Annotated in this window: 14 protein-coding genes; 4 read left to right on the top strand and 10 right to left on the bottom strand. The window is 33.9% G+C overall.

Going from position 1 to position 18,589, the window contains the following annotated elements:
- Positions 1–40 precede the first annotated feature (40 nt).
- A complete protein-coding gene (locus ACFO3N_RS18630) occupies positions 41–535 on the bottom strand; it encodes a TlpA family protein disulfide reductase (RefSeq protein WP_379800267.1) in 495 nt (164 codons plus the stop codon).
- Between the two features lie 322 nt (positions 536–857).
- Between ACFO3N_RS18630 and ACFO3N_RS18625 the strand changes: the two genes are divergently transcribed.
- From ACFO3N_RS18625 to tyrS, 3 genes are all read left to right on the top strand, one after another.
- On the top strand, positions 858–1,160 hold the full coding sequence (locus ACFO3N_RS18625) for an ArsR/SmtB family transcription factor (RefSeq protein ID WP_091496855.1): 303 nt from the start codon (positions 858–860) through the stop codon (positions 1,158–1,160).
- A 7-nt stretch (positions 1,161–1,167) separates the two neighbouring features.
- Complete coding sequence (locus ACFO3N_RS18620) at positions 1,168–2,274, top strand: NADH:flavin oxidoreductase (protein ID WP_379800265.1); 1,107 nt, start codon at positions 1,168–1,170, stop codon at positions 2,272–2,274.
- A gap of 393 nt (positions 2,275–2,667) precedes the next feature.
- Positions 2,668–3,870 carry a tyrosine--tRNA ligase gene (gene tyrS / locus ACFO3N_RS18615; protein ID WP_379800263.1) on the top strand — a complete coding sequence of 401 codons (1,203 nt, stop codon included), beginning with the start codon at positions 2,668–2,670 and terminating at the stop codon, positions 3,868–3,870.
- 296 nt (positions 3,871–4,166) lie between these two features.
- Here tyrS and ACFO3N_RS18610 read toward each other — a convergent pair whose 3' ends face one another.
- The 7 genes from ACFO3N_RS18610 to ACFO3N_RS18580 form a co-directional block, all read right to left on the bottom strand.
- Positions 4,167–4,673 carry a hypothetical protein gene (locus ACFO3N_RS18610; RefSeq protein ID WP_379800261.1) on the bottom strand — a complete coding sequence of 169 codons (507 nt, stop codon included), beginning with the start codon at positions 4,671–4,673 and terminating at the stop codon, positions 4,167–4,169.
- 216 nt (positions 4,674–4,889) lie between these two features.
- Entirely contained in the window at positions 4,890–6,017 is a 1,128-nt protein-coding gene (locus tag ACFO3N_RS18605) for an acyltransferase family protein (RefSeq protein WP_379800259.1), read from the bottom strand.
- Positions 6,018–6,216: 199 nt separating this feature from the next.
- On the bottom strand, positions 6,217–6,864 hold the full coding sequence (locus ACFO3N_RS18600) for a DUF1349 domain-containing protein (protein WP_379800257.1): 648 nt from the start codon (positions 6,862–6,864) through the stop codon (positions 6,217–6,219).
- 193 nt (positions 6,865–7,057) lie between these two features.
- Positions 7,058–9,274 (bottom strand): glycoside hydrolase family 3 C-terminal domain-containing protein, encoded by a 2,217-nt coding sequence (locus ACFO3N_RS18595; RefSeq protein WP_379800255.1) that lies wholly within the window; start codon positions 9,272–9,274, stop codon positions 7,058–7,060.
- Positions 9,275–9,478: 204 nt separating this feature from the next.
- Positions 9,479–11,122 (bottom strand): DUF6377 domain-containing protein, encoded by a 1,644-nt coding sequence (locus ACFO3N_RS18590; RefSeq protein ID WP_379800253.1) that lies wholly within the window; start codon positions 11,120–11,122, stop codon positions 9,479–9,481.
- Between the two features lie 217 nt (positions 11,123–11,339).
- Positions 11,340–13,598, bottom strand: coding sequence for an acyl-CoA dehydrogenase family protein (locus ACFO3N_RS18585; protein ID WP_379800251.1), 2,259 nt, complete (start codon positions 13,596–13,598; stop codon positions 11,340–11,342).
- A 329-nt stretch (positions 13,599–13,927) separates the two neighbouring features.
- Complete coding sequence (locus tag ACFO3N_RS18580) at positions 13,928–14,842, bottom strand: EamA family transporter (protein ID WP_379800249.1); 915 nt, start codon at positions 14,840–14,842, stop codon at positions 13,928–13,930.
- 107 nt (positions 14,843–14,949) lie between these two features.
- Here ACFO3N_RS18580 and ACFO3N_RS18575 point away from each other — a divergent pair, with 107 nt between their 5' ends.
- Entirely contained in the window at positions 14,950–16,371 is a 1,422-nt protein-coding gene (locus tag ACFO3N_RS18575) for an aminotransferase-like domain-containing protein (RefSeq protein WP_379800247.1), read from the top strand.
- Between the two features lie 414 nt (positions 16,372–16,785).
- On the opposite strand, the gene ACFO3N_RS18570 is transcribed toward ACFO3N_RS18575, so the two are convergent.
- Together ACFO3N_RS18570 and ACFO3N_RS18565 are read right to left on the bottom strand one after the other, a co-directional pair.
- Positions 16,786–17,733 (bottom strand): bestrophin family protein, encoded by a 948-nt coding sequence (locus tag ACFO3N_RS18570; RefSeq protein WP_379800245.1) that lies wholly within the window; start codon positions 17,731–17,733, stop codon positions 16,786–16,788.
- A gap of 117 nt (positions 17,734–17,850) precedes the next feature.
- Positions 17,851–18,573, bottom strand: a complete 723-nt coding sequence (locus ACFO3N_RS18565; protein WP_095927632.1) for a hypothetical protein — start codon at positions 18,571–18,573, stop codon at positions 17,851–17,853.
- Positions 18,574–18,589: the final 16 nt, after the last annotated feature.

The raw sequence follows: 18,589 nt of genomic DNA, 5'->3' as shown, positions 1-18,589 counted from the left end.
CTTGCGTAAACCTTAGCGCTCTTTCCGGTTAAAGAAAATCTTACTGAACCTCTAAAAGCTCTTTAATTTTAGCCTCTAAAGCTGGTCCGTGAATGTTTTTTGCTAAAATAATTCCGTTTTTATCAATTAAAAAATTCAATGGAATAGATTGTAGCATATAATCTCCAATAACTGGAGATTGCCAGTATTTTAAATCACTCACATTTGTCCAAGGCAGTTTTGCTTTTGCGATAGCTCCTGTCCATAATGGCTTTTTGGTATCCATAGAAACTCCGTAAATTGATAGTTTGTCTGGATACGCATTGTGTAATTTTATTAATAGAGGCTGCTCTTTAATGCAAGGTCCGCACCAAGAAGCCCAAAAGTCTACTAAAACTAAAGTTCCTCTTAAAGAAGAAAGTGCAACTTTCTCTCCTTTTGTATCTGGAAGATCAATTTCTGGAGCAATATCTCCAACATCTACGCCTACAACTTGAGCTTTAGAACTGGTAATTACACAACATAAAAATGCTGCAATAAGTAAAGTTTTTTTCATAATAGATTAAGTTTAATTTGGATTTGGGGTTGTTTTTTAATCATGTTATTGCCTCAATATTTGTCATTTCGACGAAGGAGAAATCTCCACAAGTAACTCTGCAACGAGAATCCAATCTTTGTCGAGCTTCTCGCGGAGATTTCTCCTTCGTCGAAATGACATAAAATGAGAGTAAAAATATTGTGTATTCCTAAGAAACATTAAACAACAAATATAAATTTTCTTTATTAAAATCTTCTTCATTTGTCCTCCCCAATCATAAAATTATCCTAAATATTTTTCTTTAAATCTATATATCGAGAAAAGTCGATATATTTGCATCATGGAAACGATAGAAATTTTTAAAGCATTATCGAACAAATCCAGATTGCAAATGCTGGAATGGTTAAAAGAGCCCGAAATTAACTTTCCGGGACAGCTAGAACATGCCGGATTTGAGCATGGTGTCTGCGTTGGGCAGATTCAGGCCAAAGCTGGTTTGACACAATCCACAGTATCCGAATACCTGTCTATTTTACAGCGCGCTGGTTTTATCGAGGCCAAACGTGTTGGACAGTGGACTTATTATAAACGTAACGAAGGTGCCTTTGAAGCACTCAGTAAATTAATTCAATCTAATTTGTAAAATTACTATGAGTACAAACAACCTATTTTCAGAATTTAATCTAAAATCGTTAAATCTGAAAAACCGAATCGTAATGGCGCCAATGACGCGCTCTTTTTCTCCTAACGGAGTTCCAACTGATGAAGTCGCAGCTTACTACCAAAAAAGAGCTGAAGGCGAAGTTGGTTTAATTTTATCTGAAGGAACTGTTATTGACAGAAAATCTTCTTCTAATGATGCGAATGTTCCTCACTTTTATGGCGATTTAGCTTTAAACGGATGGAAAAAAGTGATTGACGAAGTTCATGCTGCGGGTGGAAAAATGGGTCCGCAGATTTGGCACATGGGAATTATGGACAACCACCATTCTGGATGGGTTCCGCCAGTTCCATTTGAAGGTCCATCTGGATTAAACCGTCCTGATTTTAGAAATGGTGTTGCCATGACTGAAAAAGATATTGAAGATACTATTCTTGCTTTTGGAAAAGCTGCTGCTGATGCAAAAAGATTAGGCTTTGACACTGTTGAAATTCACGGTGCGCACGGTTATTTAATTGACCAATTCTTTAGAACTGAAACCAATTTACGTGAAGATATTTATGGAGGAAAAACACTTCCTGAACGTAATCGTTTTGCTATTGAAGTAATTAAAGAAGTGAGAAAGCAAGTTGGAAACGACTTTGCTGTGATTATGCGTTTTTCTCAATTTAAACCTTCTGATTATAATTATAAATTGGCTAAGAATCCACAGGAATTAGAAGCTTGGCTTACTCCTCTTGTTGATGCTGGTGTTGATATTATTCACGCTTCGCAACGTCGTTTCTGGGAACCAGAATTTGAAGGTTCTGATTTAAACTTTGCTGGATGGGCTAAAAAAGTAACGGGAGCGCCAACTATTACAGTAGGTTCTGTTGGACTTTCTGGCGATTTCTTTGGTGCATTTGCAGGAGAAAGTTCGCAACCGACTTCTTTAGAAGAATTAAACAGACGTTTCGACAGAGGCGATTTTGATTTGGTTGCCGTTGGAAGACCTCTTTTATCAGATCCGAATTGGGTTGCTAAAATCAAAGCAGGAAAGACTGAAGAATTAAAAGGTTTTACTAAAGAAGCTCTAAGCCAATTGGTTTTAGAATAATTTTTTTAAGTTACAAAGTTACAAAGGTTCAAAGGGACAAAGTTTTTCCTTTGAACCTTTTTTATTTTCTAAAATACTAAGGGATAAATAGAATATTTATCTTTTCTTTCTCTGCTGAAGGTTATCCATTTCAAGCATTTAATGATATTTTGTTTAAAATGATTAAAATATGATGCCAGTTTAATACATAAAATTTATCTTTGCAATCAATATGAAATTCTTGAACAGCATATTACGCCTTCCTTTTTTCAGCACTTATTATTATGCAATAATATCTGCTCGGATAGGCTATGCATATAATTCAACGTATTCACGACTATAAATTAAATAGATAAATTATATAAACCTTAAAGCCCGGGCATTACGTCCGGGCTTTTTTATTTTCAAAAAAAAATGGAAACAATTGAAAAATTAAAAGAAAATGCCGCCATCTTTCTTCCCGAAAATGGCTTAGAAGAAAAAATCAATCAGGCTGAAAAAGAAAACAGAAAACTAATTATCAAACTAGGTTTTGACCCAACTGCTCCAGATTTGCATTTGGGACATGCAGTTGTCTTGAAAAAGTTGAAACAATTTCAAGATTTAGGGCATCAAATCGTAATCGTTGTGGGAAGTTTTACCGCAAGAATTGGTGATCCGACAGGAAAAAATAAAAGCCGAAAACCTCTTAACATTGAAGAAGTTCAGCATAATGCAGAAACCTACATTTCGCAATTATCTAAAATTATTGATATTGAAAAAGCTAAAATTGTTTTTAATTCAGAATGGCTCGATGAACTTTCTTTTTCTGAAGTGATTCAGATTATGTCCAATGTGACGGTTGCTCAATTGATGCATAGAAATGATTTTAATAAACGTTTTACAGAAAATACGCCAATTGCCATGCACGAACTGGTTTACCCAATTTTACAAGGTTTTGATTCGGTTAAAATTAATGCTGATATCGAAATGGGCGGAACAGATCAACTATTCAACTGTACAATGGGAAGACAATTGCAGGAAAGTTTTAAACTTTCAGGGCAAATTGTGATGTGTATGCCTTTACTGAAAGGATTGGATGGAAAAGAAAAAATGAGTAAATCACTTCATAATACAATTGGTTTAATTGATGAACCAAATGAAATGTTTGGTAAAACGATGTCAATTCCTGACGCTCTTATTCTTGAATTTTTAGAATTGACAACCGATTTTTCATTTGAAGAAAAAGAAGAAATCAAGAAAAGATTAGAGAATGAAAATCCGATGAATATTAAAAAACTGATTGCCAAAAATATCATTTGCCAATACCATAATCAAACTGAAGCGGAACAAGCAGAACAATTTTTTATTAATCAATTTCAAAGTAAAAATGCCGAAACCAAATCATTTGTTCCTGTTTCAATTTCTTCTTTAGAAAGCAAAACCAATGAAATTGCATTAATTGACCTTTGTGCCTTTATAAAAAATGATATTACAAAATCAGCAAACAGAAGATTGATTGAAAGTGGTGCAGTTCAGATTAACAATGAAAAAATTATCGATCCGTATGAATTGATTTCATTAAAAAAAGAGACCAAAATTAAGATTGGAAAACGAAATTTTTATGAGTTAATTTAGGTTAAGCTATAAAGAGATAGAAATCCAAAGTGACACAGGTTTTTCTTTTATTGTCTTTATTTTATCTGAAAAATAAAAGGGTTTGACTAAAAAAAGACAATCTCTTTTTATCAGATGTACTATTTATAGAGATTCAATAAGACAAATAAAAAAAGCTCCAACGGAGAGACATACCATTATAAATTGTAAAAAATATGTCACTCCTCTGGAGCTTTCTGTTGTAAAATTTTATACTTTACTATAAATATTTCGCTTCTCCGAAGCTTACAAAAAGTCTTGCTTTTGAAACAATTATATTATTTATCGTCATCATCATCATCCGAATTAAAAAAATCATTTGGATTAAATGGAATATCCTCATCTGGATCTTTATCATGTGCATTTACACCCGGCGGATTAAATAATCCCCAACTGTCTTTTATATAATTCCAAACATCAAAACTCGCCACCCAATCAATAAATAAAAAGCGAAATTCTTCAATTGTATTTCGTAACAGATAAATATAATCAGTATCTGTAATTCCATCCTCGTAACGAAGACTTCCTGCTTGGACATATAATTCTCTTGCCGCTTTTCTAATAATTGCAGCATTTTCCATTCTTAGATCATACAAGTCACCAGCTTCTGCTCCAGCGATTTTAGCGGGAATAATCATAGCATTCTCCAACATAAATCGAACGGTTGTTTCTTGCAGGAATTCATTCTCAGCTGGGATAATATGAACTAAACCTTCCGTTAACTTCAAAATCTGCTCTGCCTTTTGAAAAATGGGCATTTTGTGCGTTTCATCTAATCTTGACATTTCTTCATTCGTTTTTGTTATCTAAGTGTTAGACGCACTGCTGCGCGTCTCTACAGTACAGAACCAAAATCATTTTAATCATTTAATCTGTGGCTATTTTTTATTTTAAACTTAATAAATTTTCTTTTATAATCTAAAAAAGAAAGGGACAAACCATTAAAGTCGATCCCTTTCTGTATTTGTAACTAACAAAAATTACAAACTCTAAAAAACTCATTATGCCTCTATTGGCTTTTTCTTTTGAAACTTATTTACAAGCCAATTTCTAACTGGTTCGTCGTATAATTTTAAACATACAAAAGCGAGAATGATACTTACGATTAATACGCCGATTCCTTCCAAATAGCCATTTTCCATCGAAACTTTATTATCTACAACCCATGCTGTAAACCAATAAATTAATGGATAATGTGTAATATAAATTGGGTATGAAATATCTCCGAGAAGTTTGCAAATCTTAAGTGAAAACTCATTTTTGATCTCTCCTCCCGCTCCAATTGCTACAATAATTGGAAACATTACAATGATGCAGAAAGATTCGTATAAACCGTTGATCCAAAGACTGTTTTCATCTCCAAGTCTTGGCAATGCTAAAACAATTGTGATTAAAATACTGCAAATCCAAAAAGCATTTTTAATATGAATTAATTTTCCTAAACGGCATAATAAAACTCCAGCAAAAAATGGATAAAGTAATCTTGTGAAACCCACATTCATTTGTTCCCAATTCAATGACCAGCCGCCGATTACATCTCCTTTTGGTCCAAAAACAGTATAATTAATTAACAGTCCGGCAAATATCAATACAAAAACTAACATTACTTTATTCGAAAATTTACGAAAGATTAAGGCGTACAAGATGTTTGCAATATATTCGAAAAAAAGTGACCATGCCGGACCATTTAAAGGATGCATTTCTCCCCAGCCTCTAATTTCTAATGAAGGCGGAATTGGTAATAATGTAAATCCTATTACCATTGTCAAAATAACTTTCCAAACTTCCATACCTCCAATCATTGGAAACAATATATCTGAAGCTTGAAAATAGTAAAATATAGCCCCAATGATCATTCCTAGAATTACCATGGGCTGTAAACGGATTAATCGGCGTTTGTAAAATTCCCATTGTCCCATTTTCCCCCAGCGGTCATCATACGCATATGCGACAACAAATCCAGATAAAAGGAAAAAGAAATCAACAGCAAGATATCCGTGATTTATAATTTGTACAAAACGATTTCCGCCTGCGAAAGCTTCAAAAATATGGAAAGCGACTACTAAAATAGCTGCAACTCCACGCAGTCCATCAAGAATTTCGTAGTGTTTTTTTGGTTTAATATTCATTTGGTTATGGGTTATGGGTTATGGGTTAAAAGTTAAGAGTTAAAAGTTAAGAGTTAAGAGTTATGGGTTAAAGTTATTGTGTGAAGTGTTACTAGTTAAATTTTCAAGTTTGAAGCTCTTTGTTGATTTGACTATCAGTTTTATCACTCCTAACTTATAACTTATAACTCCTAACTTATAATAACTTATAACTTAAAAACTATTGGTGGTTTTTCAGCCATTCCGATCTTCTCTGATCTGGTAAATGTTTTACCGTAAAGTTCTCAAATTTGGCTTCAAAACCTTTTCCGTCTGGAGAAGCGGCCATTAAACCAACCATAACTGGCGTGTTGTCTTGCAAAGGCGCATTTCTAGTCATAATATAATTTTTATCATCAAAAGAATAGAATATTTCGACAGCATCTAATCGTCGCACGGCTTTAATCCAAATAAAAGGAGGCACTTTTTCTAAAGTTGTTACGCTCCAATCACTTTTATCGTGTGTTACAACGGTGCTTACATTAAATTTTCCGTCAACAAACTCTACTCCTGTTTTAATATAATTTTTTTCGTCAATGCGAATCATTAATCCCATTTGATCAAAACGCGCAATGTAGTTTCCAGTCAATTTTACTTTTGCTTCAAATTCGCCCCCATAATTAGCATAATAAAATGGTGCGTCATCAACGGTGAATCCGTAATGCGAAATTCTCCAATAATCGCTGTTTGCGGTCACATTGATAATTAAAGCATTGTCTTTAATGTTCCATTTTTCAGGTTCATTAAACCATTGCATTTTATTCAGACTTTGCGCTACCATATTATTCGCAAAAAATAAAGTCAATATTGCAAGCGTAATTTTTTTCATATTCATTATTTTTAAACCATTAAGACATTAAGAAAATTAAGCTTTTACTTCATGAACTTAACTCAATATATAAGACAATAAAGCCATTCTTTATATTTCTTAATGTCTTAATGGTGAATTTTTAATCAAAAGCAAAGCTGCAAATTTTTACACTTGCAGCTTTACAAACCAACCAATTTTAGAAATAAAAAACTTATTTAAGTAAAAAATTCACTTTAGATTTTATATCTGTAGACGAAGCGCCAATTATCGCTTCAAAATCACCAGGTTCTGCAACCCAGTCATGTTTTTTATCGTCAAAGAAACTTAAAGCCGTTTTGTCAATTGTAAACGTTACTGTTTTTTCTTCTCCAGCTTTAAGAGCAACTTTCTCAAAACCTTTCAATTCTTTTACGGCACGAGGCAATGAAGATTTCACGTCTGTGATGTACAATTGCACTACTTCAGAACCTTCTCTGCTTCCTGTGTTTTTTACGCTAACTGAGAATGTAATTTTATCTCCAGCATTCATTTGTTTTTTATCTGCTGTTACTTTTCCGTAAGCAAAAGTCGTATAGCTTAAACCGTGTCCGAAAGAGAATAAAGGTTTAATTTTGTTTTTATCTGCCCAACGGTAACCTACAAAAATTCCTTCATTGTATTTTACTGAATCGCCTCCTGGAAATTCGCCTAAAGCGTGAGCTCCGTTATCCGCTAATTTTACTGGGAAAGTAAAAGATAATTTTCCTGACGGATTCACATCTCCGACCAAAACATTTGCTAAAGCATTTCCTGCTTCAGTTCCTAAAAACCATCCTTGAACAATTCCTGGAACTTCTTTAATCCAAGGCATTGCCACTGCATTTCCAGAAATATTTACGAAAACAATGTTTTTGTTTACTTTCGCTAATTCGCTAATTAATTTATCCTGACCATAAGATAAATTCAATTCTTTACGATCATGTCCTTCATCATCTTGATTTGGACTTTTATTTAATCCTCCAATAAAAAGAACAATATCTGCATCTTTAGCAACTTTTAAAGCTTCTGCCGTTAATTCAGCCTGTGGACGTTTTTCTTCTAAACTTACTTTAGCTACAACGCCATTGTAGTTGCTTGTAGGATCTCCAACATAACCCCTTGCATAAACAATTTCAGCTTGATTTCCGATTCTTTTCTTTAAACCTTCTAGCGGAGTGATTTCATATCTAGCTTTAAGCGAAGAACTTCCTCCACCCACAGTCATCATTTTGATAGCGTTTTCTCCAATTACAGCAATCTTTTTGGTTTTAGAAAGATTGATTGGAAGAATGTTATTGTTGTTTTGCAATAAAACAATTCCTTCTTCAGCAATTTTACGCCCAGCAATAGCGTGTTCTTCTGTTCCAAAAGATCCAAAAGGACGATTTCTATCCATTGTCGTCAAGAAAGACAAACGTAGAATGCGACGTACTTTTTCGTCTAATTCTTTTGTTCCAATTTCTCCTTTTCTGATCATTTCAGAATATGGTTTTGCTAAGTAATAATTGTCATAAGCATTACTTGTTCCCCAAGAAAGTCCGTTTGTCCATGAACCAAATTCCATATCCAAACCATTGTGGATAGCTTGTTTAGTGTCATTAACTCCACCCCAATCTGAAACCACAACACCTTTGAAGCCCCACTCTCCACGAAGAATATCGTTTAACAAATATTCGTTATGGCAGCATTGCTGACCTTTGTATTTATTGTAAGCTCCCATAATCGACCAAACATCACCTTCTTGAACTGCAGCTTTAAAAGCAGGAAGATAAATTTCGTACAATGCGCGATCGTCAACAATTACGTCAACCGAGTTACGATTGGTTTCTTGATTGTTTAAAGCGAAATGCTTTACGCAGGCAGCAACTCCATTGGACTGAACTCCTTTAATATAAGGAACAACCATTTTTGAAGCCAAAAACGGATCTTCTCCCATATATTCGAAGTTACGTCCGTTTAACGGGCTTCTGTAAATGTTTACACCTGGCCCTAATAATACGTTTTTGTTACGGTAACGTGCCTCTTCTCCAATAGATTTACCATATAAAGAAGCCAATTCTTTGTTCCAAGTTGACGAAAGTGCTGTAAGCGCTGGAAAAGCAATACAAGAGTCGTTTGTCCATCCTGCCTGATCCCATTCGTCCCATTTTACCTCAGTACGAATTCCGTGTGGTCCATCAGTCATCCAGTTTTCTGGAATTCCAAGACGTTTTACACCTGGAGAACTAAATTTAGATTGCGCATGAATCATGGCAATTTTCTCTTCGGTAGTCATTCGTTTAAGCGCATCTTCTACACGCTCTTCAATCGGTTTTTTATCGTCTAGATAAACTGGAACTTTGTTCTGAGCATTCATTCCCGCAGAACTCAGTAAAAGTAAAACAACAATTGTTTTAACGTTTTTTAACATAACAGTAATAATTAAGCATTAGTTAGATAATATTATAAAGTCTATTATAAAAACTTTCTCTATCATATTGTAAAACTAAAACGTTATCGTACAAGTTACATTTTTAGATAGAAAAAAGTAGTGGTTTAAAAAATTAAAAAACTGATTTACAAATATTTAAAATAAAATCTATAGTAAAAAAAGTAGTGGTTTTAAAATAAATATTTACGCTTTCAAAGCCATCGAACCAATTTTCATGACCATTTCTTCGAAATCATTTCGCGAAACTGCAGCCTTATTTCGAGCTCGTGTGCGGTAGTTGTAAATTGTGCTTAAAGAATAACGTAAAAATGCTGCAATTTTAACACTGTCAGTAATTCCAAGTCTGATTAAAGCAAAAATTCGAAGTTCTGTATTTAGCAATTCATTTTGTTTTAAAACAATCTGTTCTTCTGGAATCAATAAAGCATTAAAATCTTTAACGAATGTGGGATATAAATTCAGAAAGATAATGTCAAAATTCTTGTACAATTCTTCTAACTCATTATCAACCAAAGTAGTTGATTTTAGAATTTTATAAATTTCATCGAATTGTTTTGCCGTTGCTTTTTTGTTTAGAATAATGCGATAATTTTCCAATTTATTGATGTAAGTCGAACACAGATTGAAGAAATGCGCAATATATTCTTCTTTAACCAAATTAGATTCAGACAATTGCAGGTTGCTTTCCTGAAGTTGACTATTGGTTTCGGTAATATCTTTGTTTAATTCTGCCAATTTCTGGCTCGTGTCATACAATTCGCTTCTAATTCTCGAAACCTTTTTCATCTGCTTGTAAACATAGATAATAGCCACTAGCAAAAACAGAGAAAGCAAACTGATGCAAAGTAAATAAATCTGTAATTCGCTTTTTCTCTGCGCTTCGCGCTCCTGATAAACGGTATTGATAATAGAATACACTTCTGACATCAATAAAGTTCTAAACTGTACATTGCAGTACAATGCATCTTCAATAGCAGATTGTGTGAGTTTATAAGCCATATCAACATCGCCAATTTCATAAAAAACCAATGCCAATTCTTGCAATGAAGCATTGTCTTTATTGGCATTTTTAAGATCTGAAGTAGCAGAAAGCGCGTAATACTTTTTTCTCGATTCTAAATCATGTGTAGCTTCGGCAATTTTTCCAAGCAAATAAGTAATCATCGCATATTGCGGACTTTCCTCATTGGTTTTATTTAATAAAGCTAATAACTGTTTTTTGGGATCGTTGTATTTCTTATCACTAAAAATATCTTGCTGGATTCTATTAATTTTATAATCCAATGTATTCGGATTTAAAATACTTAATAATGAATCTCGATATTTTCCAATCTGTTTTCTGTATTCAGGGCTATAGCTGTTGGCCGCATAATGTTCAAAAAACTCGCGATACGAAATATAATAGTTGGGAAGTAATGAAGTCGCTATACTTTTTTTATTAATGCTTTTTAAAAGAGCTTCAGATTCACGATATTTTCCTGACGAAGAATAGAGCGTTACCAATTGCAATTGCGCTAAATTAAAGAGCTCTTTGTCATGAAGTTCTTCTGCAATTTTGAGGTTCTTTTTTACATATTGAATAGCAGAATCTGAATTTAATTTCTGATATTCTAAATACAGTGTTTTATTATAATTGTACTCCTGCTCTTTCGTAAGATTATCAGATTTTATTTTCTTGAAGTTCGCAATTCTTTCTTCTTTAATCTTTACGTAATGCTGTTTGTTTTTAATCGCTTCGTTTAATTCTTTTAAAATACTATCTGTACTTTCCGATGCAAAAAGAGGAAAGTTTAGGATAAGAAATAGAAATAAGTAATATTTTTTCAAAGCGATTTTAATATAAAGGAATTACAAATATAGCAAAGCGAAAATATAAAAAATGAATTATTTCAACAGTGGTTATAATTAACCAAAAATAGAATTACAATCTTTATGATATAAATAATTTAGCAAACAGAATGTCAATCCTATAAATAAATTTATAAAAGAAGAGCTTTATCAAAGCTTTAAACTTTGACAAAGCTCCTCTAAAATCATATAAAATCTAAAGCGCAATCGGCGCCGATAAACAGCTTTCTGGAATATCAAAAGCATTTACAAGAGCAACAGCATCGGGACGAATATCCCAACAAAGCTGATTTACGATTTTACGAACTGCTTTGGTTTTAACCGCTTCCATATAACCGTCTTCCAGATACCAAGCTTTATTTTTCTCGATTTGCGAAAGAGCATACAATTGAGTCAATTTCGTCAAAATGGCTTTTGAAGATTCATCTTCAACTGCTTTTATGGCAAGTTGAAATTGCTCTAAAACTATTCTTTCTAAATAGGCCTCAGCTACATCAATCATTTGGTGCTGAACGACATTAAACGCATCGTAAGGTTCTAATCCGCCGTCTATTAATTTCTTGATACGTCTTGCAGCCGAAGCCAAGATTGTTTTCTCTCGATGAACGAATGCCTGAAGATGAAATTCTCCATCTAACAAATGTTCCTCGTCTGTTCTTCGTGTCGCTATCGGGTTTTTCTCTGAAATAGCCGTTTTTGCATTTTCGTACACATAATTAATAATTCCTAACGAGCCCATTTCCCCAAATGATTTTCTGAATTCTGCTAAACGGTTTTTAGCAACCAATTGCATCAAAACCGTATTATCTCCTTCAAAAGTTGTGTAAATTTCGGTATCGTTTTTAAGCGCATCAATTCTGTTTTCAGACAAATAACCTTTTCCTCCGCACGCTTCTCTGCATTCTTGCAGAATATCTCTCGTACTCCAAGTAGAATACGATTTCATTCCCGCTGCTAAAGCTTCAATTTCTTGCATTTCGGCTTCAGTTTTGTTTAAAAATCTGTTGGTTAAGTATTGCAATGCAAAATGAACTGCATACGTTTTAGCCAAATGTGGCAACAATCTGCGCTGGTGCATTCTGTAATTTAAAATTGGAACCTCAGAACCTCCTTCTGGTCCAAATTGTCTTCTTTGGTCGCTGTAGCGAATGGCAATTGTTAGTCCCGATTTTGCTGCGGCTAAAGCCGAACGCGGAATCCCAATTCTTCCTCCAACCAAAGTGCCTAACATGGTAAAAAATCGTCTGTTATCACTCGGAATCGGACTTTCGAATTCGCCTTTATCATTTACAGAAGCAAAACGATCTAGCATATTGTCTTTCGGAATCACAACGTTATCAAAACTGATGGTTCCGTTATCAACGCCGTTTAATCCCATTTTATGACCACAATCGCCAATTGTTACTCCGTTTACCACATTTCCGTTTGGATCTCGCAACGGCACCACAAAAGCATTTACACCATAATCATGATCGTCGATAATCAATTTCGCAAAAACAGTTGCCATTTGTCCATGAACAGCTGCATTTCCGATATATTCTTTTTGAGCGTTTTTATTTGGTGTATGAATGGTAAAAGTCTGATCGTTATGATTGTAAGTTGCTGTAGTTTCCAAACCTTTTACGTTCGATCCGTGATGTGTTTCAGTCATGGCAAAACAACCTGGAAGTTTCAGCGAACCAATATCTTTTAAATATTTAGCATAATGTTTTTCTGTTCCTAACGATTGGACGCTCATTCCCCAAAGTCCAAACTGAACACCAAATTTGATTACCAAACTCAAATCATGATAGCTCAACGTTTCCATAATCGCAAAATAATCGGCTATGTTTTCTCCTCCTCCATATTGTTTTGGGTACGCCATATTTCCCAGATTTTCATCGGCTAAAATTTTGCACCATTTGTAAACGGTTTGTCTGAAAACATTAATATCGGTCGAAGTTTCATAAGCAAATTCAGGCCTTGAAATGACCGATTTTACTCTTTTGATTATGTCCGCTTCTTTTCCGTCTAAAATTTGAGTTATTTTCTGAATATCAAAACTTGCGTCGGTATGAGAATTGGCCGTAAAAGAACCAGCTTTAGTTTTGAAGTTTTGAAGCGCTTCTTCTCCTAAAATTCCTAAATCATTTTCTAGTTTTTTGAAATCTGATTCGATTGGCGTTAAATCCAAATCGTTTCCTGAAAGTGCTTTCGCAATATCAAAAATCGACTTGATCGAAGATTTGTCGTGAATACTTGTTTCAATATCCAATTTCCATTGTGTGAGTTCATTTCGCGAAGGCGGATTAGAAATATCTAGTTTAGAAAGCAGATATTCTTTTTCTTCTTCTGATAAAACAGTTAGGGAATTTATAAACTCTTTTAAAGTTGCAAATTCTTTCTGAGTCAATAAATCATCTGACCACACTAAATAAAACAACGGAGTAAAGGCTTGAAGTTTGGTATTTTTCATATCAATAGTATTCGGTTTTTAATAGTATTTTTTTCTGCCACAGATTAAAAGGATTAAAAGGATTTTTCACGCAGATTTTGCAGATTTCAGCAGATTTATTTTTGATTTTAAATTATATAAATCTGCGAGTCTCTGCTTAAATCTGCAAAATCTGCGTGAAAAATACAACGCAAAAAAAACTTTTTAATCTGTAAAATCTGTGGCTAAATATTTTTTCGGCTTATCGCATAAAAAAACAGGAATGAAAAATAGTCATTCCTGTTTAAACATCCTGTTAAGGTTCTTATAATTTTCGATTTTAAACCAATAAAAAATATGAAAACTAACCCTTATGAACCTTTGGATATTGAGGTCATTTTTTGCTTAATCGCAAAAATATGATGTGAATTAAAAACTAACACTGCGGTAAAAATGATACCATATGCTGTAATTTGTAAAGGTGTAATGTTTTCTCTGAAAAAAAAGGCCGCCAAACCAAATGCAATCATCGGATTGATGTTTAATAACATTCCAACTGTTGAAGAATTGATTCCAGAAAGCGCGTACAAATTCAGGAAAAGCGGAATAATTGTAAACAAAATTGCAATTGTCTCGATACAGAAATAGAATTTAAACTCTGTTGGAACTGGTCCTCCGTAACTTGGATAAAATGGCAATAAACATAATGCTGATAAAGTTATATGAAAAGTTAAAACAATAAACTTGTCAAACCCTCTGTTGGCACGCTGACTTACTAAATAAGCCGCATAGGTTAAGCCAATAATAATACTGAACAGCATATCCATTATATCACTGTACGAAAGTAGTATACAACCTGAAATGCTTAATCCTACAGAAAGCCATTGTGTTTTAAGCAGTTTTTCTTTCAGTATAAAATAAGCCAATAAAGTCGTTAAAATGGGACAAACCAAATAAGCTAGAGAAGCCGCTTTTACGCTTACATGATTTACTACATAGATAAATGTAAACCAATTGGCCATTAAAAATGCGCTTCCGCCAATATTCAGAAGAATCGATTTTCTTTTTTCTGATTTTGGCATAGCTTTAAAAATGGCAACGGTTTCTCTTATTTGTTTTCTTTTAAATAAAAAAGCAATTAAAAGCATTAAACCCGCACAACTAAAAACACGAAAAAACAAAATATCTAATGACGGATATTCATGTATTGGCTTTAAGACCAAACTAAAAAGTCCCCATATAATAAAGGCTGAAATCGCCGCGATATAATATTTTGTTGTCTTCACAAACTTGCTTTTTGAAATTGTTCTGTTTTGATTTGGCAAATTTCTTAAAAATAAAACAGCAATACAGATACAGTTTTTGTAAATTGCAGCATAACAGTTTTTATTTTATGAAAAATTCGAATTACTTATATCTTCAATTTGCTGATCGAATCGAGAAACAGATCAAATCGGGCGTTTTAAACGTTGGCGATAAACTGCCTTCTATACGCGAAGTTTGCGCCGAAACGGGTTACAGCATGAGTACTGTAAGTAAAGCCTATTACGAAATTGAAAGCCGTTCTCTTATCGAATCTAGACCGCAATCTGGCTATTATGTGAGTAATATTTCTGCTCGAGTAATTGCTGAACCTTCGGCAAGCAAACCGCAATTAAGCCTAGAAAACATTGAACCCGAAGATTTAATCGATTTGGTTTACGGTGATATGCGAACTAAAGATGTTACCATGCTTTCGCTTGGTTTTCCATCCAATGAATTACTTCCGATTGCTAAACTGAATAAAGGAATGGTTCAGGCAATGCGACAATTACCGAACAGCGGAACGAGTTATGAGGAAATTCAAGGAAATAGCAATTTAAGAAAAGAAATTGCGCGATGGTCTTTTACATGGGGCGGCTCTCTAACGGAAGAGGATATTATCACTACTCCAGGATGTATTTCTGCTATTTCAGATTGCTTATTAACACTGACTAAACCGGGAGATACAATTATTACAGAAAGTCCAGTTTATTTTGGAATCCTGCAATTGGCTCGATCTCTAGGCTTATACGTAATGGAACTTCCTACCAATATGACTACGGGAATCGAATTGGAAGCGGTCAAAAAAACACTTTCTACCAATAAGGTAAAAGCTTGCGTTTTGATGAGTAATTTTAGTAATCCGTCGGGAAGCATGCTACCAAATGAACATAAAAAAGAAATTGTTCGTTTGATGGATTTCTACAATGTTCCACTAATTGAAGACGATATTCATGGCGATCTATACTTTGGTACAAGTCGACCAACTAATTGCAAAACTTATGATGAAAGCGGCATTGTTTTGTGCTGCAGTTCTGTTTCTAAAACTTTAGCGCCAGGTTATCGAGTGGGTTGGGTTTCGCCAGGAAAATTTAAAAAAGAAGTTTTAAGAACGAAATTATATCATACTATTTCTAACACCACTATTACACATGAAGTGGTTGGAGATTTCTTGAAAAATGGCCGTTATGAGAATCATCTGAGAAAAATTCGACAGATTTTAAATCGAAATTGCACCAATTACATCAATACCGTTTTGGAATCTTTTCCAGCGGGAACAAAAGTAAGCCAGCCTCAAGGGGGATTCTTTCTTTGGGTAGAATTGGATAAAAAAATCGATACCGCAGCTTTTTATCATTTAGCGCTTAAACATAATATTAGTATTGCGCCAGGGAGGATTTTTTCCTTTCAGAATCAATTTTCAAATTGCATGCGACTGAGTTTTGGATTGCCTTGGTCTAATGAGTTGAGAACTGCTATTCAGACCTTGGGGAGATTGGCGAAGCAGTTGTAAATATTTAGAACCTCATCAAATTAACATAGCCCGTGGTTTCAACCACGGGGACACATAGTAGTTTTTTGCCATTCTTTATTTTCCAGCGGTTGAAACCGCTGGCTATATTTAAGATGTTTGTGTTATAATTATTCCCTATATACTTGCGTGATTTCTCATTTCATTCGAAATGATAAAATTGAATCTGTAAAATAAAAACACCCAAGATTAACACCATCAAATTAACATAGCTCGTGGTTTCAACCACGGGAACACATAGTGGGTTTTACCATTCTTTGCGTTCCAGCGGTTGAAACCGCTGGCTATATTTAAAATATTTTTGTGCCTTATTGCTTCAAAATAACAATAAAAAAACTGGACAGCGCAACTACACACTGTCCAGCCAACAATTAAAAGCAGACCAAAATTAATTAGTTATAAGACAAAATAAGCGTCTTTTTCGACTTTCTTAGGCTCGTCTTTTAAATCAAATTCTTTCAGGATATCAAATTCGCTTTGATATTCGTTTAGCATTTGTTTAATATTTTTTTCAATTGTATTTGCAATTGCAGTAACTGGAGTATCTGTTGGTCTGTTTTCAAACGGATCTTGCAAATGAATCGCCATTCTTTCGATCAAAAAGAAAGCAGCTCCAATAGCAGTAATCAACGGAATTGCAAACCAGCTTAAAACGCTCGTTAGTCCGAAAGGCAATAGAAAAATGAACAAACACAAAGTCAATCTAATGTACATACTGTAGGTTGTTGGGAAAATCGTATTTTTAATTCGCTCACATTTCCCCATTTCATCACATAATCTAGACAGAGTATTATCGATTTCAACTTGCTGATACATGTTAATTTTCTTTTCGTTTTTAGCAGTTCGTAAATCTCTTGCATGTAGCATCAAAATTGCATTTGGAACGTTTTGATGATTTTTGATGTATCTGATTTCTTCTTCGCTAATTAAGCCTTCAATTGGTTGTATTGCATCTCTATTTCGAAGTGACTGACCTAAACTGTAACACCAAGCAATTTGCCTTTTAGCAAAATTTTCTTTGAATTCGCTTGCTCCAACAGAGAAATCTGGATCTTCGTAAAACGTTAAAACCTGACGAATCAAAGTTCTGGAGTCGTTTACAACAGCGCCCCAAACAATTCGTGCCTCCCACCATCTGTCATAAGCTTGATTTGATTTAAAAGCTAACAGTAAGGAAATTATGGTTCCAATCATGGTCGGAATAGCAATCGGGATATCTACAGGAAGATTGATGAAATAATGATGAAAAATCTCAAATAGTATGGTATATGCTAATACCAATACAATTTCTACTTTAATTTTCCCGAGAACGTACTTCATTGGTATTCTTTTCTTTAATAACATATTTTCGGTTTTAAATTAAATTAATATTCTTTAAGAGGCTAAGATTCTAAGTTTCTAAGATGCTAAGAATTAAAAAGCTTAGAGACTTAGTGTCTTAGGAACTTAGAATCTCAGAAATCAAACCATCTCTTCGTACAATGAAAGAACAGGAAGACCTAGTTTTTCATTGACATTTTCTTTTTTCGATTTTTTAAATTTGATTTTTTCGCCTTTTCTGGTTTCTACCAACATATCAATATTATGTTTAGAAATGGCTTCTGATAAGAATGGAGCGACTTTTTCGTAGTCGTCTTCAAAACTGGCAGTTTGACTTACAATCTCAAAAGAGAAATTGGCGCTCAAAAAATCTTGAACATCTTTTACATGAATGTTCATACTAGAATTTTCTACGTAAAGTGCTTTATGGAAAACTTCTTTATTAATCTCTGTGCTTAAATGTAGAATTGGGCATTTCTGATTTCCTGCCAATTGCACCAAATACTGATGAATTCTTTTGGTTTCTTGTTTATAAGAATGGGTAAGAATGACCAATTTGACTGAAAAAGCTTCAATTAGCCTTTTAAAAATCGGTGCTGAAAGTCCGTATTGGTTGTGGACTTTTAATTTTATGTTTGAAGTGTGTTCAACAATATAGCGGCAGGTTTCTAGAACTTCTTCCTGACTTCTGGTAAGTCCAGATTTCATTTCTCTCAAAAAACCAGAAGAAGAAAACGTATCGGGCGCTTCTGAAACTAATACTAAAATAATTTCTGATTCCGTATTTTTGGACTGATTCACCGCAGATTTAACAGCAGAGATTGTATCATCTTTTAAAGTCGTAGGTATAAGAAAGTTTTTCATAAGTACATCTTTTAGT

Origin of the sequence: Flavobacterium chungangensis, assembly GCF_042654045.1 — a bacterium.
In the GTDB taxonomy this organism is placed as follows: Bacteria; Bacteroidota; Bacteroidia; order Flavobacteriales; family Flavobacteriaceae; genus Flavobacterium; species Flavobacterium chungangensis.
This window is presented reverse-complemented; position numbering and strand designations above follow the sequence as displayed.